Below are 25,351 nucleotides of genomic sequence, written 5' to 3'. Positions count from 1 at the left end.
GGACTCAGTGGAACAGCACGAACGCCTTCTGCAGGGTGACCCAGATGCCCCACAGCATCGGCACCCCGACCGCCAGCCAGGCCAGCACCAGCCACAACGGGTTGCCGCCGCGGCCGACCTGCGCCAGCTGCGCCGCGTCCGGCGCGGTCTGGCCGCTGCCGCCGACCCGCTCGTGCGCCAGCCGCTTCTCCGCCGCCAGTTCCTCCGGCGTCATGAAGTGCCTGGCCGCGACCGGCCGTACCAGCAGGTTGCAGATCAGCCCCAGCACCAGCATCCCGGCAAGGATGTACATGGTGGTGTTGTACACCTGTGACGGCGGCACGCCCATGCCCAACTGGTACTCGCGCATGTAACCCACCACCACCGGGCCGAGGATGCCGGCGGTGGCCCAGGCGGTCAGCAGGCGGCCATGGATGGCGCCGACCATCTGCGTGCCGAACAGGTCGGCCAGGTAGGCCGGAATGGTGGCGAAGCCGCCGCCGTACATCGACACGATCACGCAGAAGATGCCGACGAACAACGCACTGCCGCCGAATTTGCCGGCCCACGGCGCAGCCGCGTACAGGGCGATGCCGAGCACGAAGAACACCGTGTAGGTGTGCTTGCGGCCGAGCTTGTCGGACATGCTGGCCCAGAAGAAGCGCCCGCCGATGTTGAACAGGCTCAGCAGGCCGGTGAAGCCGGCGGCGATGGCGGCGATGGCCGCCAACTGCGTGGTGTCGAGGCTGGCGAAACCGGCATCGACGCCGATCAGGCGGCCGCCGAACACCTCCTGCAGCATCGGCGAGGCCATGCCGATCACGCCGATGCCGGCCGACACGTTCAGGCACAGCACGCCCCACAGCAGCCAGAACTGCGGGATGCCCCAGACCTTGCGCACGTGCACGTGATGGGCAGTGATCATGGCATTGGCGCTGGCGGTCGGCGCGGTCCAGCCGGCCGGGGCCCAGCCGCTCGGCGGCACCCGGTAGCCGAACGCGCCGGCCATCATGAACACGAAATACAGCCCGGCCATGACCAGGAAGGTTTCCTTCACGCCCACCGAGTCGGGGCCGGCGAAATGCCGCATCAGCGCGTCGGCCAGCGGGCTGCCGATCATCGCGCCGCCGCCGAAGCCCATGATCGCCATGCCGGTGGCCATGCCGCGGCGGTCCGGGAACCACTTGATCAGCGTGGACACCGGCGAGATGTAGCCCAGCCCCAGGCCGATGCCGCCGATCACGCCCGAGCCCAGCCACAGCAGCCAGATCTGGTGCAGGTGGATGCCCAGCGCCGAGATCACCAGGCCGCCGCACCAGCACAGCGCCGCGACCACGCCGGCCTTGCGCGGGCCGGCGCGCTCCAGCCAGCCGCCCCACAGCGCCGCCGAGCAGCCCAGCAACACGAAGAACAGCGTGTACATCCACTGCAGCTCGCTGATCTTCCAGTCGCAACTGGCCGAGACGATGCGCGCCAGGAAGCCCATGTCGGGCGGACAGGCCACCGCCGCGGTGACGCCCAGCGCCTTGGACAACGGCAACCAGAACACGCTGAAGCCGTAGGCCATGCCGATGCACAGATGGATGGCCAGCGCCGCCGGCGGCACCAGCCAGCGGTTGAATCCGGGCTGGGCGACGATGCGTTCCTTCGAGAGCAGGCCGGCGTGATCGGCCGGCACGGAGCCAACGATGCGGTGCGGTTCATTCATGCAGTTGTTTCCTCCGAGACGTGGCCCCCTGGTTGCGGTGGAGCGCCTGCGGCATCTCCACCCTACCGCTTGCTGAACGGCGCCAGAACGGGCGACCGGACGGACCGAGGGTATTACAAAACGCGCAGCGCCGCCGCGCCCGTCAGCACACGACCGCTGTGCGCTGGCGCACGAGGGCGGACGCGTGCCCCACGATCCACCGCCGCACAGGACGCCGGTCGATGCGTGATTCCGCTCCTGCAAGCCGGTCGGTTAGGCTTGCGCCCCCTTCGCCTGCGAAACGTCCATGCCCGTCCTGTCCCGCCTCGGCGTCGCCGCCGCCCTGCTGCTCGGCAGCCATCTCGCCCATGCCGCCGACCTCCCCACCGACGTGCTGCGCCAGGTGCCGGCCGGCTACCAGCCGTTGGCGCAGTTGCAGGCCGATCTCGATGGCGACGGCCGCGCCGACTACCTGCTCGCGCTGCAGCAGCGTGGCGAGGCGCAACGCGATCCGGCGCCGGCCCGACCGTTGCTGATCTTCGTGCAGCAGGGCGATGGCCACTACCGGCTGGCGGCGCGCAACGACCGGGTGATCCTCAAGCGCGACGAGGGCGGCCAGTGCGACCCGTTCACCGATGGCGAGGACCCGTTCGCCGCCAAGGGCCGCTATTTCACCGTGCAGAACGGGGTCTCCTGCGGCCAGCACTGGACCGACTTCATCACCTTTCGCTACGACCCGCAGCGCAAGCAGTGGCTGTTCCACAAGCGCATCCAGCAGCGCTGGGAAATGAACCAGAATCCTTCGCCCGACGCCGAGGCGCTGGTCAAGGACGGCGACCAGGTGCAGTCGGCCGATCCGCGGCATCCGGTCGATTTCGCCGCTTACGTTCCGCGCTGAAGCCGCAAGGCGCGCCGCCCGGCGGCGCGTCCGCGACAGCGCAGCGTCTCGCCGACCCTGGCGGCGACGCACCGCACACCGCACATGGCCAATGCCGCGTCCGAATTCGGCCAGCACGCGGTCACCGCGAACGGCACGCTGCGCGCTCCATCCGTTCCCGGAGCCTCCATGTCCAGCTTCCGTTGCGTCGGCCTGCCCGCCGCCCAGTTCGCTCCCCTGTTCGACCTCGACGACGCGCACCTGCAGGCGCGCCACGCGCGGCGCCTGCGCGCCGACAGCGCGCTCGGCTATCCGTGCAGGATCAGCCTGGAGGATGCGCGGCCCGGCGAGGAACTGCTGTTGCTGCACTACCTGCATCAACCCGCGCAGACGCCGTACCGCGCCGCCGGCCCGATCTACGTGCGCCGCGACGTCGCCACCGCCACGCCGGCGCCGGGCGAGGTGCCCGATGCCATCGTCCGCCGCCTGATCTCGCTGCGCGCCTACGACGCCGACGACATGCTGATCGCCGCCGACGTGCAGCCCGGCGAGCGCATCGCCACCGCGATCGCCTGCGCCTTCGCCGACCCGCAGGTGCGCTACCTGCACCTGCATCATGCGCGGCAGGGCTGTTTTGCGTGCCGGGTGGAGCGGGAGCCGGGATTGGGGAGTCGGGATTGGGGATGAGTGGCGGCGCCGCGACCTGGAACACCTCCGGCGCTGTAGGAGCGGCTTCAGCCGCGACAGGCATTCCCGGTAACGCCCATCGCGGCTGAAGCCGCTCCTACGACATCCGCAGCCGCAGCCCCGCTTTTCACCACTCCCGAATCCCGAATCCCCAATCCCCGCTCCCGGCTACTCACCCAGCTTGATCCAGGTCGCCTTCATCTCCGTGTACTTGTCGAACGCATGCAGCGACTTGTCGCGGCCGTTGCCCGATTGCTTGTAGCCGCCAAACGGGGCGGTCATGTCGCCGCCGTCCCAATAGTTCACCCACACGCTGCCGGCGCGCAGCTTGCGCGCCACGCGGTGCGCGCGGCCGATGTCGCGGGTCCACACGCCCGCCGCCAGGCCGTAGTCGCTGTCGTTGGCCATGCGCAGGGCGTGCGCCTCGTCGTCGAAGGCGATCACCGACAGTACCGGGCCGAAGATCTCCTCGCGGGCGATGGTGTGTTCGTGGCCGACCTCGTCGAAGATGGTCGGCTCCACGTAGCAGCCGCCGGGCACCACCTCCACGCGTTTGCCGCCAAGCAGCAGGCGCGCACCTTCGGCGTTGCCGCGGGCGATGTAGTCGAGCACGCGGTGGGTCTGGGTTTCGTCCACCAGCGCGCCCATCGCCGCGTCGTCGTCGAACGGATGCCGCGGCTGCAGCGCGCGGCCGGCGGCGACCACGCGCTCGACGAAGCTGTCCTTGATCGAACGCTCCACCAGCAGGCGCGAGGCCGCGGTGCAGACCTCGCCCTGGTTGTAGAAGATCGCCGCAGCCGCCACCTGCGCCGCCTGCTCCAGATCCGGCGCATCGGCGAACACCAGGTTCGGGCTCTTGCCGCCGCATTCCATGTACGCACGCTTCATGTTCGACAGCCCGGCGCACTGCAGCAGGCGCCGGCCGACCGCGGTGGAGCCGGTGAACACCAGCCCGTCCACGTCCATGTGCAGCGCCAGCGGCTCGCCGGCGCCCTTGCCGAAGCCGGGCACCACGTTGAACACGCCGTCGGGAATGCCCGCCTCGGCCACCAGCTCGGCCAGGCGCAGCGCGCTCAGCGGCGATTTCTCCGACGGCTTGAGCACCACCGAGTTGCCCGCGGCCAGCGCCGGGGCGATCTTCCACGCCGCCATCAGCAGCGGGAAATTCCACGGCACGATCGCGCCGATCACGCCCAGCGGCTCGCGGGTGATCAGGCCCAGCTCGTCCTGTCCGGTCGGCGCCACTTCGCCGTAGAGCTTGTCCACCGCCTCGGCGGTCCAGGACAGGCAGCGCACCGTCGCCGCCAGGTCCACCGTGCGCGCATCGCGCACCGGCTTGCCCATGTCCAGCGATTCCAGCAACGCCAGTTCGTCGGCATGGCGTTCGACCAGTTGGGCCAGCGCCAGCAGGGTCTTCTTGCGCTGCGCAGGCTTGGCCTGCGACCAGTGCCCGGCCTCGAAGCTGCGCCGTGCCGCGGCCACCGCGCGGTCGATGTCCGCGGCCTCGCCTTCGGCCACGTGACCGAGCAGGCGGCCGTCGATCGGGCTGACGCAGTCGAAGGTCTTGCCGCTGGCCGCGTCGACGTAACGGCCGTCGATGAAGGCCTGGGTCCGCGGACGCAGCGTGTCGGCCAGCGCCTGCCAGGCGTCGCGGGTGCGGGGTGCGGTCATCGGGAACTCCTGCGGCGGCGGAAGGATCGGAAGGATCGGAAGGACGCGACGGCGGGTGGCGGCGCGCGCATGCGACTCAGAACGTGGCCGGCGTATTGGCGCTGACCAGCACCGCGGTGTCGCGGCCGACGTTGCGGAAGCGGTGCGGCACCCGGCTTTCGAAATAGTAGCCCTCGCCGGCGCGCAGCACCCGCACCTGGCTGCCGACGGTGATCTCCACCTCGCCGGCCACCACCACCCCGCCCTCTTCGCCGTCGTGCACCAGCATCGCGCTGCCGGTGTCGCTGCCGGGCGGCATCACCTCGCGCAGGATGCACATCTGCCGCTGCGGGCGATGCTGGCCGACCAGGTAGTAGTGGATGCCGTCGCTGCCGACGTCGGGCAGTTGGTCGGCGCGGTAGAACGGCGCATCGGCCTCGCCCGGGTCCAGGTCCTGGGTGAAGAATTCGGCCAGCGAGATCGGGATGCCGTCGAGCACCTTTTTCAGCGAACTCACCGACGGGCTGACCTTGTTCTGCTCGATCAGCGAGATGGTGCTGTTGGTCACGCCCACCCGCTTGGCCAGCTCGCGCTGGCTCAGGCCATGGGCGGTACGAACCCGATGCAGGCGGGCGCCGATGTCCATCGCGGGGGAACGCCGGTGACGGTGTTGCCGGATACTTTACACAGCCGCCCCGGGCGGTCAATTTCGCGCGGCGCGCCCGTGCTGCGGCGCAACCAGGAAATGCCGGCACCGCTCGCGCGAACTGGGCCACGCCGGGTCACCCCCGGCACAGCGGCATGGTGTAAAGTTTTTTCAACATCCCTCGCGTGGAGCCTGCGATGCGCCCTCAGCCGCCCCTCTCGTCCCAGGCGCTGTCCGACCACTACGCCGCGCAGGCGATCCGCGAGCCGGACACGCTGGAGGCGTTCTGGATGCCGTTCACCGCCAACCGCCAGTTCAAGGCGCGGCCGCGACTGCTGGCCTCGGCCGAAGGCATGCACTACCGCAGCGTGGACGGGCGCCAGATCCTCGACGGCACCGCCGGCCTGTGGTGCTGCAACGCCGGCCACGCGCGGCCGCGCATCGTCGAGGCGGTGGCGCGGCAGATCGCCACGCTGGATTTTGCGCCGACCTTCCAGATGGGCTCGCCGCTGCCGTTCGTGCTCGCCGAACGCCTGGTGGAGCTGGCGCCGCCGGGCCTGGACCACGTGTTCTACACCAACTCCGGCTCCGAGTCGGTGGACACCGCGCTGAAGATCGCACTCGCCTACCACCGCGCCCGCGGCGAGGGCCAGCGCACCCGCTTCATCGGCCGCGAGAAGGGCTATCACGGGGTCGGCTTCGGCGGCATTTCGGTGGGCGGCCTGCCGAACAACCGCAAGGCGTTCGGCCCGCTGCTGCCGGGCGTGGACCATCTGCGGCACACGCTCGACCTGGAGCGCAATGCGTTCTCGCGCGGCCTGCCGACGCATGGCGCGGAACTGGCCGAGGACCTGGAGCGGCTGGTGACGCTGCACGACGCCTCCACCATCGCCGCGGTGATCATCGAACCGATCTCCGGCTCGGCCGGGGTGGTGCTGCCGCCGCACGGCTACCTGCAGCGCATCCGCGAACTGTGCGACAAGCACGGCATCCTGCTGATCTTCGACGAGGTCATCACCGGCTACGGCCGCGTCGGCCACGCCTTCGCCGCGCAGCGCTTCGGGGTGACCCCGGACATGATCACCACCGCCAAGGGCCTGACCAACGGCTGCGTGCCGATGGGCGCGGTGTTCGTGTCCCACGCCATCCACGAGGCGTTCGCGCATGGCCCGGCCAACGTCATCGACCTGTTCCACGGCTATACCTACTCCGGCCATCCGCTGGCCTGCGCCGCCGCGTTGGCGACGCTGGACACCTACGCCGAGGAGCAGTTGTTCGACAAGGCGATCGAACTGGGCCCGGTGTGGGAGGAGGCGATCCATCGGCTGCGCGATCTGCCGCACGTCATCGACATCCGCAACTTCGGCCTGATCGGCGCGATCGAACTGGCCCCGCGCAAGGGCGCGCCCGGCGCGCGCGCCTACGAGATCTTCGAGCGCTGCTTCCACGAGGGCAACCTGCTGATCCGCGTCACCGGCGACACCATCGCGCTGTCGCCGCCGCTGATCGTCGAGCCCGTGCATATCGAACGCATCTTCGCAGTGCTGGCCGACATGATCCGCAGCACGCCCTGACCCCTCCCTCACCCAACCCACCGCCCGCGCTCCCCACGCGCCGCGTCTGCCTGGAGAACCGCTCATGCTGGTCGGCGTTCCGAAAGAGATCAAGAATCACGAATACCGGATCGGACTGACCCCATCCGGGGTGCGCGAACTGGTGCTGCACGGCCACCAGGTGCTGGTGCAGCGCGGCGGCGGCCAGGCCATCGGCCTCACCGATGCCGAGTACGAACGCGCCGGCGCGCGCATCGCCGAGGATGCGCCCAGCGTGTTCGCGCAGGCTGAGATGATCGTCAAGGTCAAGGAACCGCAGCCGGAGGAATGCGCGATGCTGCGCCCCGGGCAATTGCTGTTCACCTATCTGCACCTGGCGCCGGATCCGCAGCAGGCCGCGGCGCTGCAGCGTTCCGGCTGCACCGCCATCGCCTACGAGACCGTCACCGACGGCCACGGCGGCCTGCCGCTGCTGGCGCCGATGAGCGAGGTCGCCGGGCGCATGGCGATCCAGGCCGGCGCGCATGCGCTGGAGAAGGCGCAGGGCGGCTCCGGCGTGCTGCTCGGCGGCGTGCCCGGGGTCAAGCCGGCGCAGGTGCTGGTGATCGGCGGCGGCGTGGTCGGCATCAACGCCGCGCGCATGGCGATGGGCCTGCACGCGCGGGTGACCGTGCTGGACCGCTCGCTGGAGCGGCTCAAGTACCTGGACGAACTCTACGGCCAGCAACTGACCACGCTGTACTCCACCCGCGATGCGATCGAGCAGTGCCTGCCGCACACCGACCTGGTGATCGGCGCGGTGCTGATCCCCGGCGCCGCCGCACCCAAGCTGGTGTCGCGCGAGCAACTGGCGCTGCTGCGGCCCGGCTCGGTGCTGGTGGACGTGGCGATCGACCAGGGCGGCTGCTTCGAGACCAGCCACCCGACCACGCACCAGCAGCCGACCTACGAGGTCGACGGCATCGTGCATTACTGCGTGGCCAACATGCCCGGCGGCGTCGCCCGCACCTCCACCTTCGCCCTGACCAACGCCACCCTGCCGTTCGTGCTGCTGCTGGCCGAACACGGGCTGCAGGCGCTGCGCGACGACCAGGACCTGCGCAACGGCCTCAACGTGCACGCCGGCAAGCTCACCCACCGCGCGGTGGCGCAGGCCTTGGGCCAGGACTTCGTGCGGCCGCTGGACGCGCTGGGCTGACCCTGTCCATCCGAGGATCGAGCACGATGCGCGACACCCTGTCCCACTACATCGACGGCCAGCCCGCCGCCTTCCGCGGCGACGACCACGCCGAGGTCTTCGACCCGGCCACAGGCGCCGTCCAGCGCCACGTGCCGCTGGGCGCCGCGCATGCGGTGGAGATGGCGGTGCGCGCCGCCAGTGCGGCCTTCCCCGGCTGGGCGGCGACGCCGCCGCTGCAGCGCGCGCGGGTGCTGTTCCGCTTCCGCGCGCTGCTGGAACGCCACGCCGACGCCCTGGCCCGCTGCATCAGCGCCGAGCACGGCAAGACCGTCACCGATGCGCGCGGCGAGGTGGTGCGCGGCATGGAGGTGGTGGAGTTCGCCTGCGGCATCCCGCACCTGCTCAAGGGCGAGCATTCGCACGACGTCGGCCGCGGCGTGGATGCGTGGAGCGAGTACGCACCCCTGGGCGTGGTCGCCGGCGTCACCCCGTTCAACTTCCCGGCGATGGTGCCGCTGTGGATGCTGCCGGTGGCTTTGGCCTGCGGCAACAGCTTCGTGCTCAAGCCTTCCGAACACGCGCCTTCGGCGTCGCTGCTCCTGGCCCAATGGCTGCACGAGGCCGGGTTGCCGGCCGGCGTGTGCAACGTGGTGCACGGCGCCAAGCCGGCGGTGGACGCGCTGCTGACGCACCCGCAGGTGCAGGCGCTGAGCTTCGTCGGCTCCACCGCGGTGGCCGCCGACCTGTACGCGCGCGGCAGTGCGCTGGGCAAGCGCGTGCAGGCGCTGGGCGGGGCCAAGAACCACCTGGTGGTGCTGCCCGACGCCGACCTGGACGACGTCGCCGACGCCCTGCTCGGCGCCGGCTACGGCTCGGCCGGCGAACGCTGCATGGCGATCTCGGTGGCGGTGTGCGTGGGCGACACGCTGGCCGATGCACTGGTGGCCAAACTGGCGCCGCGCGTGGCCGCGCTGCGCCTGGGCGCGGGCCAGGCCGACGCCGGCCGCGACGAGCCGGACATGGGCCCGCTGGTCAGCGCCGCGCACCGCGAGCGCGTGCTCGGCTACATCCACAGCGGCGTGGCCGAGGGCGCACGCCTGGTGGTCGACGGCCGCCCGGCGGGCGCGGCCGGCCACCCGGACGGCTTCTTCCTCGGCGGCAGCCTGTTCGACCACGTGCGCAGCGACATGCGCATCTACCGCGAGGAGATCTTCGGCCCGGTGCTGTGCGTGGTGCGGGTGGCCGACGCCGCCACCGCGCTGCGCCTGATCGCCGACCACGACTACGGCAACGGCGCGGCGGTGTTCACCCGCGACGGCGGCGCGGCGCGTGCGTTCGCACGGCAGGTGCAGGCCGGCATGGTCGGCATCAACGTGCCGATCCCGGTGCCGATGGCCTTCCACAGCTTCGGCGGCTGGAAGCGTTCGCTGTTCGGGCCGCTGCACGTGCATGGCCCGGACGGAGTGCGCTTCTACACCCGGCTCAAGACCGTCACCGCACGCTGGCCCGAGGCCGCGGGCGGCGCCGAGTTCGCGATGCCGACGATGTGTTAGGGGCAGCGCATGCGCGAATCTGCTTTCGTCGTTCGCCTGGAGGACGGCGCCATCGTCAGCCGCCGGCCCGACGGCACCTGCGAACGTGTCGCCCTGTCCGCGCTGGCCGCCGTGCTGATCGAGACCGACGACAGCGGCCCGTGGGGCACGGACCTGTGGTGGATCCTGGCCGGTGCCGATGGCACCGGCTGCATCTACCCCGGTGGCGCCGACGGCGAACAGGAGATCCTGGCCCTGCTGCAGGCCCTGCCCGGCTTCGACAACGCTGCGCTGATCGCCGCGATGACCTCGACTTCGAACGAGCGCTTCCTGTGCTGGAAGCGCGCCGACCGCCAACCCTGAGCCCGCCGCAGCGCAACACGTGCCGATCCGGGCCGGGTGTAGCCTTGCGCCACCCCGACGCCCTGTCGGGGTCCGCCGCCGCCACAGGAGCCGCTCCATGATCAAGGTCAGCGTGATGTACCCGTACACGCCAGGCGCCCGTTTCGACCATGCCTACTACCGCGACACGCACATGCCGCTCCTGCAGGCGCGCATGGGCGCCGCCTGCCTGCGCTACACCGTGGACAGGGGCCTGTCCGGCGGCACCCCGGGCAGCGACCCGACCTACGTCGGCATGTGCCACATCTTCAGCGACTCGGTGGAGGCCTTCCAGGCCGGCTTCGGCCCGCACGCGGAGGAGATCCTCGGCGACATCAAGAACTACACCGACCTGACGCCGGTGATGCAGATCAGTGAGGTGGTGGTGGGGTAAGGCTCGCTGCGCGAGCAGGGATTGGGGATTCGGGAGTAGGGATTCGGACAGCGCGCGACAGCGTCGGACAGGCAGTTCGACGCTCTTGCGAATCCCGAATCCCCAATCCCCAATCCCGGCCCTCTACAATGCCGCCCCCGTCGCCACGCCGCACCGCCCCGTTGATGAACATCGTTGTCAAAGAAGACCTCAAGGCCTACATCGATCCGCTGACCGCAGACGAATACGCCGCCCTGGAACGCAGCCTGCTGGCCGAGGGCTGCCGCGACGCGCTGGTGCTGTGGGGCGACATCCTGGTCGACGGGCACAACCGCTACGGCATCTGCCAGAAGCACGGGTTGCCGTTCCAGACCGTGCAGAACACCCGCTTCCAGTCGCTGCAGGACGTGCACCTGTGGATGATCGACCAGCACCTGGGCCGGCGCAGCGTTTCCGACTTCCAGCGCGGCGTGCTGGCGCTGCGCAAGCGCGAGATCCTTGCCGAGCGGCGCGCCAGCGCGGCCGCCGCGGATGCCGCCGCAGCCGACGCCACTGCCCCGGACGCGGCTGCCGAGGCCGCCAACGACACCGACACGCCGCCCTGGGCCGACGCACCGGCACCGCTCAGCCGCGCCGAACTGGCGCGCGTGGCGCGGCTCAGCAACAGCCAGGTGGTGCAGATCGAGAAGATCCAGAAGCAGGCCGCCGCCGAAGTGGTGGAAGCGGTCAAGTCCGGTGCGATCTCGATCAATGCCGCCGCGGCGGTGGCCAGCCTGCCCGAAGAGGAACAGCGCGCCGCGGCGATGGCCGGCAAGGACGAACTGAAGCAGGCCGCCAAGCGCGCCCGCGAGTCCAAGCGCAAGCCGAAGCAGACCCAAGCGGGCCATGCCGACACCGACGCCCACGCCGACGCGCAAGTGCAGGACGCGGCGGGCGACGCCACGATGGCGCTGCGTCAGCGCGTCGCCGAACTGGAAGCAGAGAACCAGGCGCTACGCGAGGAACTGGCGGCGCTGCGCGCGCAGTTGCCGGGCTGATCCACGCGCTGGCGTGCGCGGCCAATGCCGCGCGCCGACGCACGTGTGCGTGCCGGGCCGGCGTGGCCCGCTGCCGTGCGACGCAGTCCGGATTCCTGGGCGTCCTGGCTGGCATCGGGCACCGGCAAGCAGCGTCCACCGCCGCTGCGGCCGCCGCACATGCAACCGCGCTCACCGCGCACTGCGTAGACTCGGCCGCATGAGCGTGTCTCCCGGCCTTCCCCTGCCCCCCGATCCGCGCCGCGCACAGTTGCGGCGCATGAAGCTGCTGGCGGCGCTGTTGCTGCTGGCGATGCTGTGCGGCTTCCTGCTCAGCCATGCCATGGGCCTGCACGGCGTGTGGGCCTGGGTCGGCGCGTTCTGCGAAGCGGCCACAGTCGGTGCGCTGGCCGACTGGTTCGCGGTGGTGGCGCTGTTCCGGCACCCGCTGGGCCTGCCGATTCCGCACACGGCGATCATCCCGCACGGCAAGGCGCGCATCGCCGACAGCCTGGCGGTGTTCGTGCGCGATCAGTTCCTGGAGCCGGCCGCGCTGCTGGCCAAGCTCAGCGCCTTCGATCCGGCGGCACGGCTGGGCCAGTGGCTGGCCGAACCGGCGCAGTCCGCGCGGCTGGCCGACCTCGCCCGCGGCTGGGCGCTGCAGGCGCTGGACCTGCTCGACGAAGCGGCGGTGCGGCGTCGCATCCACGGCTTCGTGGTGGCGCGGCTGCGCGACTGGGACGCCGCCGCCACCGCCGGCGAGCTGCTCGGCCTGCTCACCGCCGACGGCCGCCACCATGCCCTGCTCGACGAAGCGCTGACCCGGCTCGGCCGGCACCTGGACGATGCCGCGGTCAAGCAGCGGGTGTCGGCGATGATCGTCAAGTACGCACGCCGCGAGTGGCCCAAGCTGGTCGGCACCGTGGAGTGGGTGAAACCGGTCGAGGGCATCGCCGACACCCTCGCCGAGCGCCTGGCGCATGCGCTGCTGGAGGAACTGCAGGAGGTGCTGTCGCAGCCGCAGCATCCGCTGCGCCAGGACTACGAGCGCTGGCTCGGCGGTTACGTGGAACGGCTGCGCACCGATCCGGCCACCGCCGACAAGGTGCAGGCGCTGAAGCAGCGGCTGATCGACCACCCCGGCGTGCAGGCGTACGTGCAGGGACTGTGGGACCAGATCCATGCTGCGCTGCGCGAGGACCTGTCGCGCCAGGACGGTGCGCTGGTGCAGCACCTGCAGCGCGCCCTCGGCGCGCTCGGCCAGTCGCTGGCGCAGGATCCCGCCCTGCGCGAGGCGCTCAACCAGCACCTGCTCGGCGGCGCCGAGCGGCTGACCCAGCGCCTGCGCAGCGGCGTCACCGAGCACATCGCGCAGACCGTGAAGGGCTGGGACGAACGCCACCTGGTCGAGCAACTGGAACTGAGCGTGGGCCGCGACCTGCAGTACATCCGCTTCAACGGCACCCTGGTCGGCGGATTGATCGGGCTGGCGCTGCACGCTGCCGTCACGCTGCTTGGCTGAGCGTGGCTGGCAAGGATGCACTGCGCTGCGCGAGCGGCCGGCCCGCCGCCGACGCACCACGCCATGCGGACACTCCGCTTGGCGACCGCGCGCCCGCAGCAGACCTGCCATCCGCGCAGCAAGGTGTAGACACGCCTCGGCTCCTCGGCCTGGAGGGCTGGCGCGACCGCCGCGCCCGCGCTAGCGTTGAGGGACAACCTGCGGAACGTTCGCCGTCACCGTGAGCGCCATCCCGAAACCAACCCGGGGAAGCCGTGCCGCGTGCCGCTCGCGCGTTCGCCAAAGGAAGGGGGAGCATGTCGAATCAACGCCGGACACCCGTCGCCGGCCCTGCGCGTCCGGCGCGGCTCGCCGCCCTGGCCGTGCTGGCCGTCGGGCTGCTCGCCGCGCTGCTGATCGCGCACGGCGTGCAGCAGCGCAATCGCACCCAGGCGCAGGCGCGCTTCGATCAACTGGCCTCGCACGTGGCCAGCGACCTGCGGCAACGCCTGGACATGTACGAGCACGGCCTGCGCGGCGCGCGCGGCGCGGTGATCGCCGCTGGCGGCGAGCACATCTCGCGCGAGCGTTTCGCCCGCTACAGCGCCTCGCGCGACTACCTGCGCGAGTTTCCCGGCGTGCGCGGCTTCGGCTACATCCAGCGGGTGCCGCGCGCGGACGAGGCGGCGTTCCTGCAGCAGGCCCGCGCCGACGGCGCGCCGTCCCTGCAGATCGGCGAAGTTGCACCGCACGACGGCGACCGTTTCGTCATCGTCTACATCCAGCCGGTGCGCTCCAACAACGCAGCGCAAGGCTTCGACATCGCCTCCGAGCCGGCGCGGCGCACCGCGGCGATCGCCGCAGCGCGCTCCGGCGCGCCCACCATCACCGCACCGATCCGCCTGGTGCAGGCCCCAGGACTGGGCAACGGCGGCTTCCTGCTGTTGCTGCCGATCTACCGCGAAGGCATGCCGCTGCAGACCCCGGAGCAGCGCTGGCAGGCCACCACCGGCTGGGCCTATGCACCGCTGAACATCGCCGAGGTGCTGGCCTCCTCCGACGATCACAGCAACGAGCTGCGCCTGAGCCTGGCCGACAGCCATGACCCGGCAAAGCCGTTCTACCGCGACGACGCCACGCCGATCCTGGCCGGCGGGCCGGCCGCCGAGCGCACCCTCGACGTGTACGGCCGCCAGTGGCGGATCGGGACGCAGGCCACGCCGGGCTTCGTGCGTTCGCTGGATCAAGTCTCCCCGCTGCTCGCTGGCGGCTTGGCCGCCGGCATCGCGCTGCTGCTGGCCGCGCTGCTGTACGTGTTCCTGACCAGCCTGCGCCGCCGCGACCTGATCCTCAGCGAGCAGAGCCAACTGGCCGCGCTGGTCGCCGGCACCAGCGAGGCGATCGTCGCCGAAGACCTGCACGGCCGGGTGACCCACTGGAACCCGGCGGCCATGCGCATCTTCGGCTACACCCCGGAGCAGGCCATCGGCCAGCCGCTGCAGCAGTTGCTGGGCGCGCAGATCCGCGATCCGGCCAACGGCGGCGACGGCGTGCGCGAACTGCTCCACCGCGACGGCCATGCGGTCAGCGTGCTGGCCAGCGTCTCGCCGATCGTCGGCACCGGCGGCGGCACCATCGGCCATTCGCACCTGCTGCACGATGTCACCGAGCAGGTGCGCGCGCAGGCGCGGGTGCTGGAACTCAATGCCACGCTCGAACAGCAGGTGGCCGAGCGCACCAGCGAACTGGTCACCTATTCGGCGCTGCAACGCGCGATCCTGGCCAATGCCGGTTACGCGATCGTCGCCACCGACCCGGACGGCGTCATCACCCTGTTCAACCCGGCCGCCGAGACCCTGCTCGGCTACGCCGCGCACGAACTGATCGGACGCAAGGCCACCGGCCTGTTCCTGGATCCGGAGCAACTGGCCGCGCGTGCCGAACGCATGGCCACGCAGTCGGGCATGTCGGTGCAGCCCTCGTTCGAATCGGTGGCGGCGCTGTCCACATTGGGACGCAGCGACACCCGCGAATGGACCTACCTGAGCAAGGACGGCCATGCCTTCCCGGTGTTGCTCACCCTGAGCACGCTGCGCGACGACGACGACCGGGTGATCGGCTATCTCGGCATCGCCGTCGACCTGACCGAGCAGAAGCGCCACGAGCGCGAGCTGCGCCTGGCGATCGACGCGGCCGAAACCGCCAACCAGTCCAAGAGCGATTTCCTGGCCAACATGAGCCACGAGATCCGCACGCCGATGAACGCGATCCTGGGCATGCTGTACCTGCTGCGGCACAGCGCCCTGTCGCAGGCGGCGCAGGACATGATCCAGAAGATCGAGCTGTCGGCACGCAACCTGCTGGAGATCATCAACGACATCCTCGACTTCTCCAAGATCGAGTCCGGGCGCATCGACCTTGAATCGGCGCCGTTCGACCTCAACGAACTGCTGGAGAACATCGCCGCGCTGATGACCTCGGCGACCAGCGCCAAGCCGGTGGAGATGATCGTCGAGCCGCTGCCGCCGGGCTGCCGCTGGCTGCAAGGCGACGCGCTGCGCCTGAACCAGGTGCTGATCAACCTGGTGGGCAATGCCATCAAGTTCACCGAACAGGGAGAGGTGGTGCTGTCAGTGCGCGCCTTCCCCGGCGCCGAACCCGGCAAGCTCAAGCTGCTGTTCTCGGTGCGCGACACCGGCATCGGCATCGCGCGCGAGAAGCAGAGCCTGATCTTCTCGCCGTTCCTGCAGGCCGACACCTCCACCAGCCGCCGCTACGGCGGCAGCGGCCTGGGCCTGACCATCAGCCGGCGCCTGGTGGAGCTGATGGGCGGGCAACTGGAAGTGCAGAGCGCACCCGGCCAGGGCAGCGATTTCTACTTCGTCATTCCGTTCGCGGTGGCGCCGGCAGCGGCCGACGACGACGCACCGGCGCAGGCGCGACGGGTGCTGATCGCCGACGACCACGAGCTGGTGCGGCGCAGCCTGACCGATATCGCCAACGGGTTCGGCTGGCAGGTGGAAGCGGTGTCCAGCGGCACCGCCGCAGTGGCTGCGGCCGCGCCGGAACGCGACGAGTTTGACGTGATCCTGCTGGACTGGCGCATGCCCGACCTGGACGGACTGAGCGTGGCCCAGCGCATTCGCGCGCAATCGGCGCCGGACCGGCAGCCGATCATCGTCATGGTCACCGCCTACGAGCGGCGCATGATCCAGGAGCAGCAGCCCGGCGTGGCCGACGTGGATGCGGTGATGACCAAGCCGGTCACCGCCTCGGCCCTGCAGCGCACCATCGCCATGCTGCTGGCGCGCCGCAACGGCGAGCTGCCCGCACCAGCGCCCGGCGACGGCGTCGCGCGCCTGGCCGGTGCCCGCTTGCTGGTGGTCGACGACAGCGACATCAATCGCGAGGTCGCGCAACGCATCCTCGAAGGCGAAGGCGCGGTGGTCGACCTGGCGCAGGACGGCGCCCAGGCGCTGCAGCGGCTACGGCGCGATCCCGGTCGTTTCCACGTGGTGCTGATGGACGTGCAGATGCCGACCATGGACGGCTACGAAGCCACCCGGCAACTGCGCGCCGACCCGGAGCTGGCCAGCGTGCCGGTGATCGCCCTGACCGCCGGCGCCTATCGCCAGCAGCAGGAAATGGCGCTGTCCAGCGGCATGAACGACTTCATCGCCAAACCGTTCCAGGTGGAGGACCTGATCGCGATCATCCGCCGCTATCTGCCGCCGAACCTGGCCGCGCTGCCGCTGCTGCCGCTGGCGCTGCCGCCGTCGGCGCTGCCGATGGACGACTGGCCGGTCAGCGACCCGGCATTGCTCGATACCGTCCAGGCGCAGCGGCTCTGGGGCGAGCGCGATCCGTACCGGCGCTATCTGCTGAAGCTGTTGCAGGAATATTCCGACCCGGCGGCGAGCGTGCGCGCCCTGCTGGACGCGCAGCGACCGGGCGAAGCGGTCTCGCTTGCGCACAAGTTGCGCGGCTCGGCCGGATCGCTGGCATTGCCGGCATTGAGCGTCGCCAGCGCCGCCCTCGAGGAACGCCTGAGCACGGCGCCAGCGGAGGCCGCGGGGGAGATCGCGGCGCTGGCCGCGGCGATGGCCGACACCGCCGCCGAAGTGCTGCGCTTCGCCGACGCCACCCAGATCGCCACCACGCCTGCGGCGGCAACCGACGCAGCGGTGGACCCGGCGACGTTGCAGGCGTCCTGGTACCAGGTGCTGCAGGTGCTGGACAGCGACGATCCGGACCGCATCGACCACACGCTGCGGCAACTGGCCGCGGTCCTGCCGGCGGCGCACACCGCCGAACTGCAGCAGTTGCTGGAGAACTTTTCCTTCCGTGAGGCCGAGGCCAAGGTCAGGCAATGGCTGGCCGAGGCACATGACTGAGCGCGCGTAACGAGACACCACCATGACCCAGCCGTGCATTCTCTGTGTCGACGACGAACCCAGCAACCTGGCGCTGATCCGGCAGCTCCTGCGCGAAGACTACGCGCTGGTGTTCGCCAAGAACGGCGCCGAAGCGCTGCGCGGCGTGGCCAAGCATCGCCCGTCGCTGATCCTGCTCGACGTCGACCTGCCCGACGTCGACGGCTATACCCTCGCCCGCACGCTCAAGGAGGATGCGCGCAGCGCGGCGATCCCGATCATCTTCGTGACCGGCAAGGACAAGGACGCCGACGAGAGCATCGGCTTCGACGCCGGCGGCGTCGACTACATCACCAAGCCGTACTCGCCCAGCATCCTGCGCGCGCGGGTGCGCACCCACCTGTCGCTGGTCAGCGCCGCCAGCCTGGCCGACAGCCATCGCGCCGCGATCGAGATGCTGGGCATGGCCGGCCACTACAGCGACTCGGACACCGGCACCCACATCTGGCGCATGGCCGCCTACGCCCGCGCGCTGGCGCTGGCCGCGGGCTGGTCGCGCGAGGACGCCAACCTGCTGGAACAGGCCGCGCCGATGCACGACACCGGCAAGATCGGCATCCCCGATGCGGTGCTGAAAAAGCCCGGGCCGCTGGATGCGGACGAGTGGCAGGTGATGAAGCGGCACCCGCGGATCGGCTACGACATCCTCAGCCGCAGCAGCGCGCCGCTGTTCCGTCTCGCCGCCGAGGTGTCCCTGTACCACCACGAGCACTGGGACGGCGGCGGCTACCCGGCCGGCGTGTCCGGCACGCAGATTCCCGAATCGGCGCGGATCGTGGCAGTGGCGGACGTGTTCGATGCCCTCACCTCGCCGCGCCCGTACAAGGCGCCGTGGACGCTGGAGCAGGCGATGGAACTGTTCCGCGACAAATCCGGCAGCCAGTTCGAGCCACGCTTGGTCGCGTTGTTCGAGGCGATCCTGCCGCAGATCCTGCAGATCCAGGCGTACTGGAACGAACGCGAGGGCGAGGACGACGCCCCGTCACGCGGCAAGGCGCAGGCCGCGCTGCGGCATCACGGCAGTTGATATAAGCCCCTCTCCCCCCGGGAGAGGGGTTGGGGTGAGGGTACGACGCGAAGCGACTCGCAAAGATGGAGGACACGAGGCTTCGCCCGTCCCCTCACCCGCCCGTTTGGGGCACCCTCTCCCGGATGGAGAAGGAACAGCGCACTACGCGCCGCGATGGGCGTTACCGGTAAAGCCTGTCGCGGCTGAAGCCGCTCCTACAGAAAAACGCACGACGCGGCGCGCGCTCAGCGCCGCTGCAAACGCCAGGCGCGATGGATGCGCGGGTTGCGCTCGAAGTCCGGATCGAGGGTCTGCGCGCTGATCTCCTCGCACACCGCGAACTCGGCCAGCGCGTTCTCGTCCAGCTTGAAGCGGCGGAAGTTGTTGGAGAAGTACAGCACGCCCTCGGGCATCAGCCGCGCCACCGCCGCGCGCAACAGCCGCACGTGCTCGCGCTGGATGTCGAAATCCTCGGCGCGCGCGGAGTTGGAGAAGGTCGGCGGGTCGCAGAAGATCACGTCGTAGCGGTTCTTCTCCGCCTCCAGCCAGCTCAGCGCGTCGGCCTGCACCAGCCGGTGCTGGGCGCCGCCCTTGCCGTTGAACGCCAGGTTGTCGGCGCACCACTGCAGGTAGGTACCGGACAGGTCGACGCTGGTGGTGGAATCGGCGCCGGCCACCGCCGCCTGCACGCTGGCCACGCCGGTGTAGCAGAACAGGTTGAGGAAGCGCTTGCCGCGCGCCTGCTGCGCCATCACCCCGCGCAGCGGACGGTGATCGAGGAACAGCCCGGTATCCAGGTAGTCGAACAGGTTCACCCGCAGCAGCGCGTCGTGCTCGCGCACCACCAAAAACTCGCCGCGCTGCTCGAAACGGCCGTACTTGCTGCCGCCCTTGCCGCGCTCGCGGGTCTTCAGCGCCACCTGTTCGGCGGGCACCGCGAACACTTCGCGCGCGGCCGCCAGCAGTTCGTTGCGACGGCGGCGCACGTCCGCGTCGGGAATGCTGTCCGGCGCCGCGTATTCCTGCACGTGCAGGAAGGTGCGCGCCTGGCCGCCGTCCTCCTGGTACACGTCGATCGCCGCCGCGTACTCGGGTAGGTCGGCGTCGTAGGCGCGGTAGCAACTGATCCCCGCCCGCGCGCGCCAGGTCTTGAATTTGCGCAGATTCTTGCGCAGGCGGTTGGCCACCATCTGCGCACCGTCGCTGAGCGCGCGCGGTTCCTCGGTGGCGCCGGCGCGCGGCGCGACCGCGATCGGGTCGCAGACGATCAACGGGCACTCCAGCGCGCCGTTGAACATCTGGTACTTCTTGGCCGCACGCAGGCCGGTGGCATAGGCCAGTTCGTCGCTGCCGCACAGCAGGCTGGCGCGCCACTGCGGCACCGCGCGCTTGAGCGCATCGCCCAGGCGCCGGTACAGCGCCGCGTCGGCGGCCAGGCGCTCGTCGTAGGGCGGGTTGCACACCACCGTGCCCAGCGCCTGCGCCGGCGCAGGCAACGCGGCGACGTCGTGCACGGCGAAGGCGATCGCCTCGGCCACGCCGGCGGCCTGCGCGTTCTCGCGCGCCGCGCGCAGCGCATGCGGGTCGAGGTCGCTGCCGTACAGCACCGGCCGCAATGCGGCGCGGCCGGCCTGGGCACGCTGCCGCGCCTCGGCCAGCAGCGTGCGCCAGGCCGCCACGTCGAACCCCAGCCAGCGGCTCGGCGCGGCATCGGCATCGCTATCGCCGCGCTGCTGCGCCGCCAGCTCGCCGCGCAGCAGGCCCGGCGCGACATCGGCGGCCATCAGCGCGCCTTCGATCAGCAGCGTGCCGCTGCCGCACATCGGATCGAGCAGCCCACCGCCCTGCGCATACAGCGCCGGCCACTGCCCGCGCAGCAACACCGCAGCGGCCAGGTTCTCCTTCAGCGGCGCCTCGTTCTGCGCCTGGCGCCAGCCGCGCCGGTGCAGCGAGCCGCCGCCCAGGTCCACCGACAGCGTGGCGCGGCCCTTGCGCAGCGACAGGTTCAGGCGCAGGTCCGGGTGCTCCACGTCCACCGACGGCCGCTCCAGGCCCTCGCCGCGCAGCGTGTCCACCACCGCATCCTTGACCCGCTGCGCGGCGAAGCGCGCGTGGGTGATGCCGGTGCCGGACACATGCGCATCCACCGCCAGGGTGTGTTGCGGCGCCAGATGGCTGCGCCACGGCAGCGCAGCCACGCCGGCGTACAGCGCCGCCTCGTCGGGGCAGTCGAAGGACTGCAACGGCCACAGCACACGGCTGGCCAGGCGCGACCACAGCACCGCGCGCTGCGCGTCCTGCAGGCTGCCCTCGGCATTGACCCCGGCGACGGTGGCGGTGGCCTGCGCCACGCCGAGCGCGAGCAGTTCATCGACGAGCAGGTATTCCAGGCCCTTGGCGCAGGAGACGAAGAATTTCACGGAAGGCGGACCACAAGGGACGGGAAAAGGGCGCGACAGCCGCGACGGCCGCAAGGGCCATCCAAGGCGCACGACAGACTGCGGGCGGTTGCGCAGCGCCTGCGACGGCGGGGCGCGTCGCGCGCAACAGGACGCCCACGCACGCCATCGAAACGCGGCGCAGAATAGCACAGCGGCTCCGGCCGCCCCGCCCGCGCCAAGACGTCGGCCGATGAGCGCCCGCCGCGCACGCCCTCCCCAAGGCCGACCGCGACGCTGCCGCCGCATCCACTCACCACGGCGTCAGCCGCCACGCCGCGACGTCGGCCTGCAAGCGCTGCTGCAGGCGCAATGCGTCGAGAAAGTCCGCATCGTGCGACACCACCAGCAGCGCGCCGGGATACTGCAACAGCACGGCGCGCAAGGCGTCGCGGGCCTCGCGGTCCAGGTGGTTGTCCGGCTCGTCCAGCAACAGCAGTTCGGCCGGCGGCGTGCGGTAGAAGGCGCAGGCCAGCGCGGTCTTCAGCCGCTCGCCGCCGCTGAGCTGGCCGCAGGGTACGCCGATGCGCTGCGCATCCAGGCCGAGCAAGGCCAGCCGCGTGCGCAAGTCGGCGAGCGCCACGCCGGGCGCGGCGGCGTGCACCTGCGCCAGCGCGGTGGCGTCCGGGTCCAGCGCCGCCAACGACTGGTCCAGGTAGGCGCTGGCGGCGCGGACCCGGCAGGTGCCGGACAGCGCCGCCACCTGCCCGGCCAGCAGCCGCAGCAGGGTTGACTTGCCGCTGCCGTTCGCCCCGACCACGCCGATGCGTGCGCCGCCCTGCACCACCAGGTCCAGCGGCTGCCGCGTCGCCGGTGCGAACGGCAGCCGCACTGCCTGCAGCTCGACCAGGCGACGGTTGGCCGCATCGGCCGGCGGCGGCGCGAACAGCGCCACCGGCGCATCCGGCTGCACCTGGCGCGCGGCCTCGGCGATGCGTGCCAGGCTGCGCGCCTGCGTGGCCTGATGGTCGCGCACGCGCTTGCCGGCGCTGTCCTGGCTGCGCTGTTTCTGCCGGCCGAGCAGGATCGGCGCCTGATTGGCCGCGCCTGCCTGCTGCCGCCCGCGCGCACTGCGCCGCTGCTGTCGCTCGTGCTGCGCCTGCCAGGCGGCGTTGTCGCGCGCGTGCTGCAGCTTGTGCTGGGCCAGTTCGGCCTGCGCGGCGTCGCGCTCGCGTGCCCGGCACTGCAGGTAGAACGCGTAGTCGCCGCCGTAGTCGCGCAGCCCGGCGGGCGACAGTTCCAGCGTGCGCTGCACGTCCTGCAGCAGCAGCGCATCGTGGCTGATCACCAGCAGGCCACCCGGCCAGCGCTGCAGCGCCTCGCGCAGGCGCTGCCGCTGCGCCGCGTCCAGGTGCAGGGTCGGCTCGTCCAGGATCAGCGCATCGGCCTCGGCCAGCCAGGCGCCGATCAGCGCCACCCGCATCGCCTCGCCGCCGCTGAGCGTGGCGGCGAGGCGGTGCGGCTCCAGCGCGCCGAGGTCGTGCGCGTGCAAGTGCGCCTGCAGGCGCTGGGCGATGTCCCAGCGCTCGCCGAGCGCGTCGAAATCCGCCGCGTCGGCGCTGCCGGCCTCGATCCGGGCCAGCGCCCGCAACGCCGCGCCCACGCCGGCCAGGTCGGCGACGGTGGCATGCGGCGCCGGCGCGATCTGCTGCGGCACGTAATGCAGGCGACCGTGGCGCACGCAGCGTCCGGCGCTGGGTGTCAGTTCGCCAGCGAGCAGGCGCGCGAACACGCTCTTGCCGACGCCGTTGCGGCCCACCAGGCCAGTAGGCCGCGCATCGAGCGCGAAGTGCAGATCGGAAAAGAGGGTCCTGCCATCGGGCAGGAGGTACGTCGCGCTGTCCAGCGCAAGCAGCGGATGCGTCATGGGAACCTCCATGGATGCCGGTCGTGCCCGCCGATCGCTCGGCAGGAAGGACGAAGGCCGTCGCGAAGACGGCGGCATCAATGGCGCATCGGCGTAGATCCTCGATGAAGGTGCGGGACGATGCTAGCGCATCCAACCCGCGCCGGGCGAGATCGCGCTGCGCGGGCTCAGGGCGCGGACAGGAACGCCGGGTGGTATTCCACCTCGGCCATCGGCGGCAGGCGCTCGCCGAAGGCCAGCGCCTGGAAGGCCTCGACCGGTGCGCCCGGCAGGGTCAGCCCCGGCTCCGGGCGGAAGCCGAAGCGCGCGTAGTACGCCGGATCGCCCAGCACCACGCAGCCGGCCGCGCCCAGCGCCTGCAACTGCGCCAGCGCCTCGCGCACCAGCCGCGCGCCCAGGCCCTGGCGTTGATGGCCCGGCCCAACGGACAGCGGGCCCAGGCAGTACCAGCCGCGGCTGCCGTCGGACAGGCTCACCGGCGACACCGCCACGTGGCCGACCACGTAGCCCTCGTGCTCGATCACCAGCGACAGGGTCAGCGCGCCGTCCGCGCGCAGCCGTTCGATGATGTCCTGCTCGTCGTGGCGGCTGTGCGCGACGCGGAAGAAGGCGACCAGGGTCAGCGCCTCGATCGCCGCCGCGTCGGCCGGCCGCTCGGCGCGCAACAGCATGTCGTCGGCTGCGCTCACAGGCGCTCCAGCAGCTCGGCGAAGGCCTGCGCCGAGGTCGCCACGTGCTCGCCCAGGCGATGCGTGTCGTCGACCAGCAGCAGCCGCGCAGCGCGCGCCTGCGCCCACGCGATCACCTCGGCGGCGGGAATCAGTTCGTCGCGCCAGGCGTGCACCACCGAGGTCGGCACCGGCGCCGCGTCCAGCGCCGGCATGTGCCCCATCCGCGTCGGCGGCACCATCAGGAACAGGCCGCGCACCGGCACGTGCAGCGACACCTGCGCAGCGATGTAGGCGCCGAGGCTGGAGCCGGCCAGCACCAGCGGCCCGCGCTGCGCCGCCGCCTGCGCCAGTTCCAGCAGACGCTGCAGGCGGGTCGGCACGTCGCCGAGCGGGCTGATGTCGCGGCGCGCATCCAGGTCGGTGTAGTCCGGGCGCGAATGGCTCCAGCCCAGGCGCTCCGCGACCTCGGCCAGCGCGGTCACCTTGATCGCGTCCGGCCCGCTCTCGAAACCGTGCGAAAGGATGCAGTGACCGCGGCTCACAGCGCCACCACCGCATCGCCCAACCGCAGCGTGCCGCCCTGCACGATGCGCGCGCACAGGCCGCCGTGGCCGCGCATGGCGTTGTAGCCGCCCGGCCCCAGCGCCTGCTCCATGCGCGAGCACGGATCGCACGGCGCGATGCCTTCCAGTTCGACCTCGCCGATGCGGAAGCGGCGCCCCTTCAGGGCGATCAGCGGAATGCCGGAGACCACCACGTTGCGCCGCAGGGTCGCCGGCGCCACCGCCGCATGGCCGGCCAGCGCGGCGATCGCCGGCAGGTGTTCGGCCTGGATCAGGGTCACGCCGCGCTTGCCGTTGCGGCCGGCGTAGCGGTCGCCGTGCAGGCCGCCCTCGGTCTGCGCGGTGGCGGCGTCGACTTCGTGCATCGGCACATCGCGCGCCGGACGCAGGCCGATCCATTCCACGCGTCCGGCGCGCGGCAGTGTGGCCAGCAGGGTCGCCAGCGGACTTTCGGAATTCAGGGTCATCGGCGAATGCTAGCATCCGCGCATGTCGCCTACCCCGCCGTTGCCGATCCACGATGCGCCCCTGCCCTATGTCGGCCTGCTGCAGGAGCGCGCGCCGGACAGCATCACGCTGGCGGTGATCCACTGCACCGAGTTGCCGGACCTGGCCAGCGCGCGCCTGTACGGCGAGCGTGTGCTGTATCCATCGGGCACCGGCAACAGCGGCCACTTCTACATCGACCGCGACGGCAGCGTGCACCGCTACGTACCCGCGGAGCGCATCGCGCATCACGTGCGCGGCTACAACCCGCAGTCGCTGGGCATCGAACTGGTCAACCGCGGGCGCTATCCGCTGTGGCTGGATTCGCGCCACCAGGCGATGTGCGAAGACTACCCCCCGGCGCAGATCCAGGCGCTGATCCGCTTGCTGCAGCAGTTGCGCGCGGAGTTGCCGCAGCTGCGCCACATCGCCGGACACGAGGCGCTGGACCGCAGCCTGGAACCGGCCAGCGACGATCCGACGCGGCAGGTGCAGCGCAAGCGCGATCCGGGGCCGCGCTTCCCCTGGCCGCAGGTGCTGGAGGCGGTGGCGCTGGCGCCGTATGCGCCGCCTGCGTGATCTCGTTGAAGGCGGTGGATTGGAACGGTCGATTCGGGCCGCGATGCAGAAGCAGACAGCGTCGCATTCGCACGCTCCCGTAGGAGCGGCTTCAGCCGCGACCGGGCGTCACCGCGACTGCCTAGTCGCCCCTAAGGGCACCTCTCCTCACGACTGAAAGCGCCTGTAGGAGCGGCTTCAGCCGCGACGGGTTTCAACGGGAACGGCCCCGTCGCGGCTGAAGCCGCTCCTACGAGATGTTCC

At 71.2% G+C, this 25,351-nt stretch carries 20 protein-coding genes; 12 read left to right on the top strand and 8 right to left on the bottom strand.

Annotation, left to right across the window (positions count from 1 at the left end; all coding sequences use genetic code 11):
- Positions 1-4: 4 nt before the first annotated feature.
- Positions 5-1,687, bottom strand: a complete 1,683-nt coding sequence (locus AC1PK7_RS07910) for an OFA family MFS transporter (RefSeq protein ID WP_481100413.1) — start codon at positions 1,685-1,687, stop codon at positions 5-7.
- Between the two features lie 286 nt (positions 1,688-1,973).
- On the opposite strand from AC1PK7_RS07910, the gene AC1PK7_RS07905 reads away from it, so the two are divergent.
- Together AC1PK7_RS07905 and AC1PK7_RS07900 are read left to right on the top strand one after the other, a co-directional pair.
- Positions 1,974-2,564 (top strand): hypothetical protein, encoded by a 591-nt coding sequence (locus AC1PK7_RS07905; protein ID WP_481100412.1) that lies wholly within the window; start codon positions 1,974-1,976, stop codon positions 2,562-2,564.
- Positions 2,565-2,732: 168 nt separating this feature from the next.
- A complete protein-coding gene (locus AC1PK7_RS07900) occupies positions 2,733-3,230 on the top strand; it encodes a DUF1203 domain-containing protein (RefSeq protein ID WP_481100411.1) in 498 nt (165 codons plus the stop codon).
- Positions 3,231-3,398: 168 nt separating this feature from the next.
- Here AC1PK7_RS07900 and AC1PK7_RS07895 read toward each other — a convergent pair whose 3' ends face one another.
- Both AC1PK7_RS07895 and AC1PK7_RS07890 read right to left on the bottom strand, forming a co-directional pair.
- On the bottom strand, positions 3,399-4,901 hold the full coding sequence (locus AC1PK7_RS07895) for an aldehyde dehydrogenase (protein ID WP_481100410.1): 1,503 nt from the start codon (positions 4,899-4,901) through the stop codon (positions 3,399-3,401).
- Positions 4,902-4,977: 76 nt separating this feature from the next.
- Entirely contained in the window at positions 4,978-5,526 is a 549-nt protein-coding gene (locus tag AC1PK7_RS07890) for a cupin domain-containing protein (protein WP_481100409.1), read from the bottom strand.
- A 185-nt stretch (positions 5,527-5,711) separates the two neighbouring features.
- On the opposite strand from AC1PK7_RS07890, the gene aptA reads away from it, so the two are divergent.
- The 9 genes from aptA (at position 5,712) to AC1PK7_RS07845 (ending at position 18,522) form a co-directional block, all read left to right on the top strand.
- Positions 5,712-7,100, top strand: a complete 1,389-nt coding sequence (aptA, locus tag AC1PK7_RS07885) for an omega-aminotransferase AptA (RefSeq protein WP_481100408.1) — start codon at positions 5,712-5,714, stop codon at positions 7,098-7,100.
- Between the two features lie 64 nt (positions 7,101-7,164).
- Entirely contained in the window at positions 7,165-8,277 is a 1,113-nt protein-coding gene (gene ald, locus AC1PK7_RS07880) for an alanine dehydrogenase (RefSeq protein ID WP_481100407.1), read from the top strand.
- Between the two features lie 26 nt (positions 8,278-8,303).
- A complete protein-coding gene (locus tag AC1PK7_RS07875; RefSeq protein ID WP_481100406.1) occupies positions 8,304-9,812 on the top strand; it encodes a CoA-acylating methylmalonate-semialdehyde dehydrogenase in 1,509 nt (502 codons plus the stop codon).
- Between the two features lie 9 nt (positions 9,813-9,821).
- A complete protein-coding gene (locus AC1PK7_RS07870) occupies positions 9,822-10,154 on the top strand; it encodes a hypothetical protein (protein WP_481100405.1) in 333 nt (110 codons plus the stop codon).
- Positions 10,155-10,251: 97 nt separating this feature from the next.
- The gene (locus tag AC1PK7_RS07865) at positions 10,252-10,566 is read left to right on the top strand and encodes an EthD family reductase (protein WP_010343950.1); all 315 of its coding nucleotides are present in this window, start codon (positions 10,252-10,254) and stop codon (positions 10,564-10,566) included.
- A 164-nt stretch (positions 10,567-10,730) separates the two neighbouring features.
- The gene (locus AC1PK7_RS07860; RefSeq protein WP_481100404.1) at positions 10,731-11,582 is read left to right on the top strand and encodes a ParB N-terminal domain-containing protein; all 852 of its coding nucleotides are present in this window, start codon (positions 10,731-10,733) and stop codon (positions 11,580-11,582) included.
- 199 nt (positions 11,583-11,781) lie between these two features.
- Positions 11,782-13,083 (top strand): DUF445 domain-containing protein, encoded by a 1,302-nt coding sequence (locus AC1PK7_RS07855; protein ID WP_414629242.1) that lies wholly within the window; start codon positions 11,782-11,784, stop codon positions 13,081-13,083.
- A gap of 296 nt (positions 13,084-13,379) precedes the next feature.
- The gene (locus tag AC1PK7_RS07850) at positions 13,380-17,456 is read left to right on the top strand and encodes a CHASE domain-containing hybrid sensor histidine kinase/response regulator (protein ID WP_481100403.1); all 4,077 of its coding nucleotides are present in this window, start codon (positions 13,380-13,382) and stop codon (positions 17,454-17,456) included.
- A 22-nt stretch (positions 17,457-17,478) separates the two neighbouring features.
- Positions 17,479-18,522, top strand: a complete 1,044-nt coding sequence (locus tag AC1PK7_RS07845; RefSeq protein WP_481100402.1) for a response regulator — start codon at positions 17,479-17,481, stop codon at positions 18,520-18,522.
- 227 nt (positions 18,523-18,749) lie between these two features.
- On the opposite strand, the gene rlmKL is transcribed toward AC1PK7_RS07845, so the two are convergent.
- The 5 genes from rlmKL to AC1PK7_RS07820 all read right to left on the bottom strand — a co-directional run bounded on the left by rlmKL (position 18,750) and on the right by AC1PK7_RS07820 (position 24,510).
- A complete protein-coding gene (gene rlmKL, locus AC1PK7_RS07840; protein WP_481100401.1) occupies positions 18,750-20,924 on the bottom strand; it encodes a bifunctional 23S rRNA (guanine(2069)-N(7))-methyltransferase RlmK/23S rRNA (guanine(2445)-N(2))-methyltransferase RlmL in 2,175 nt (724 codons plus the stop codon).
- Positions 20,925-21,195: 271 nt separating this feature from the next.
- Positions 21,196-22,809, bottom strand: a complete 1,614-nt coding sequence (locus AC1PK7_RS07835) for an ABC-F family ATP-binding cassette domain-containing protein (protein ID WP_481100400.1) — start codon at positions 22,807-22,809, stop codon at positions 21,196-21,198.
- A 167-nt stretch (positions 22,810-22,976) separates the two neighbouring features.
- Positions 22,977-23,480: a GNAT family N-acetyltransferase gene (locus tag AC1PK7_RS07830; protein WP_481100862.1), complete on the bottom strand. Its 504-nt coding sequence runs from the start codon at positions 23,478-23,480 to the stop codon at positions 22,977-22,979.
- 14 nt (positions 23,481-23,494) lie between these two features.
- A complete protein-coding gene (locus AC1PK7_RS07825) occupies positions 23,495-24,022 on the bottom strand; it encodes an alpha/beta fold hydrolase (RefSeq protein WP_010343959.1) in 528 nt (175 codons plus the stop codon).
- The gene (locus AC1PK7_RS07820; protein WP_010343960.1) at positions 24,019-24,510 is read right to left on the bottom strand and encodes an MOSC domain-containing protein; all 492 of its coding nucleotides are present in this window, start codon (positions 24,508-24,510) and stop codon (positions 24,019-24,021) included. The genes AC1PK7_RS07825 and AC1PK7_RS07820 overlap by 4 nt, the downstream gene beginning before the upstream one ends.
- Before the next feature lie 22 nt (positions 24,511-24,532).
- Between AC1PK7_RS07820 and AC1PK7_RS07815 the strand changes: the two genes are divergently transcribed.
- On the top strand, positions 24,533-25,108 hold the full coding sequence (locus tag AC1PK7_RS07815) for an N-acetylmuramoyl-L-alanine amidase (protein ID WP_481100399.1): 576 nt from the start codon (positions 24,533-24,535) through the stop codon (positions 25,106-25,108).
- The last annotated feature ends 243 nt before the right edge of the window (positions 25,109-25,351 follow it).

The sequence above is a fragment of the Xanthomonas sp. NCPPB 3174 genome, assembly GCF_056725205.1.
Note: the sequence above shows the minus strand (reverse complement) of the source record. Positions and strands in the feature narration are given on the sequence as shown.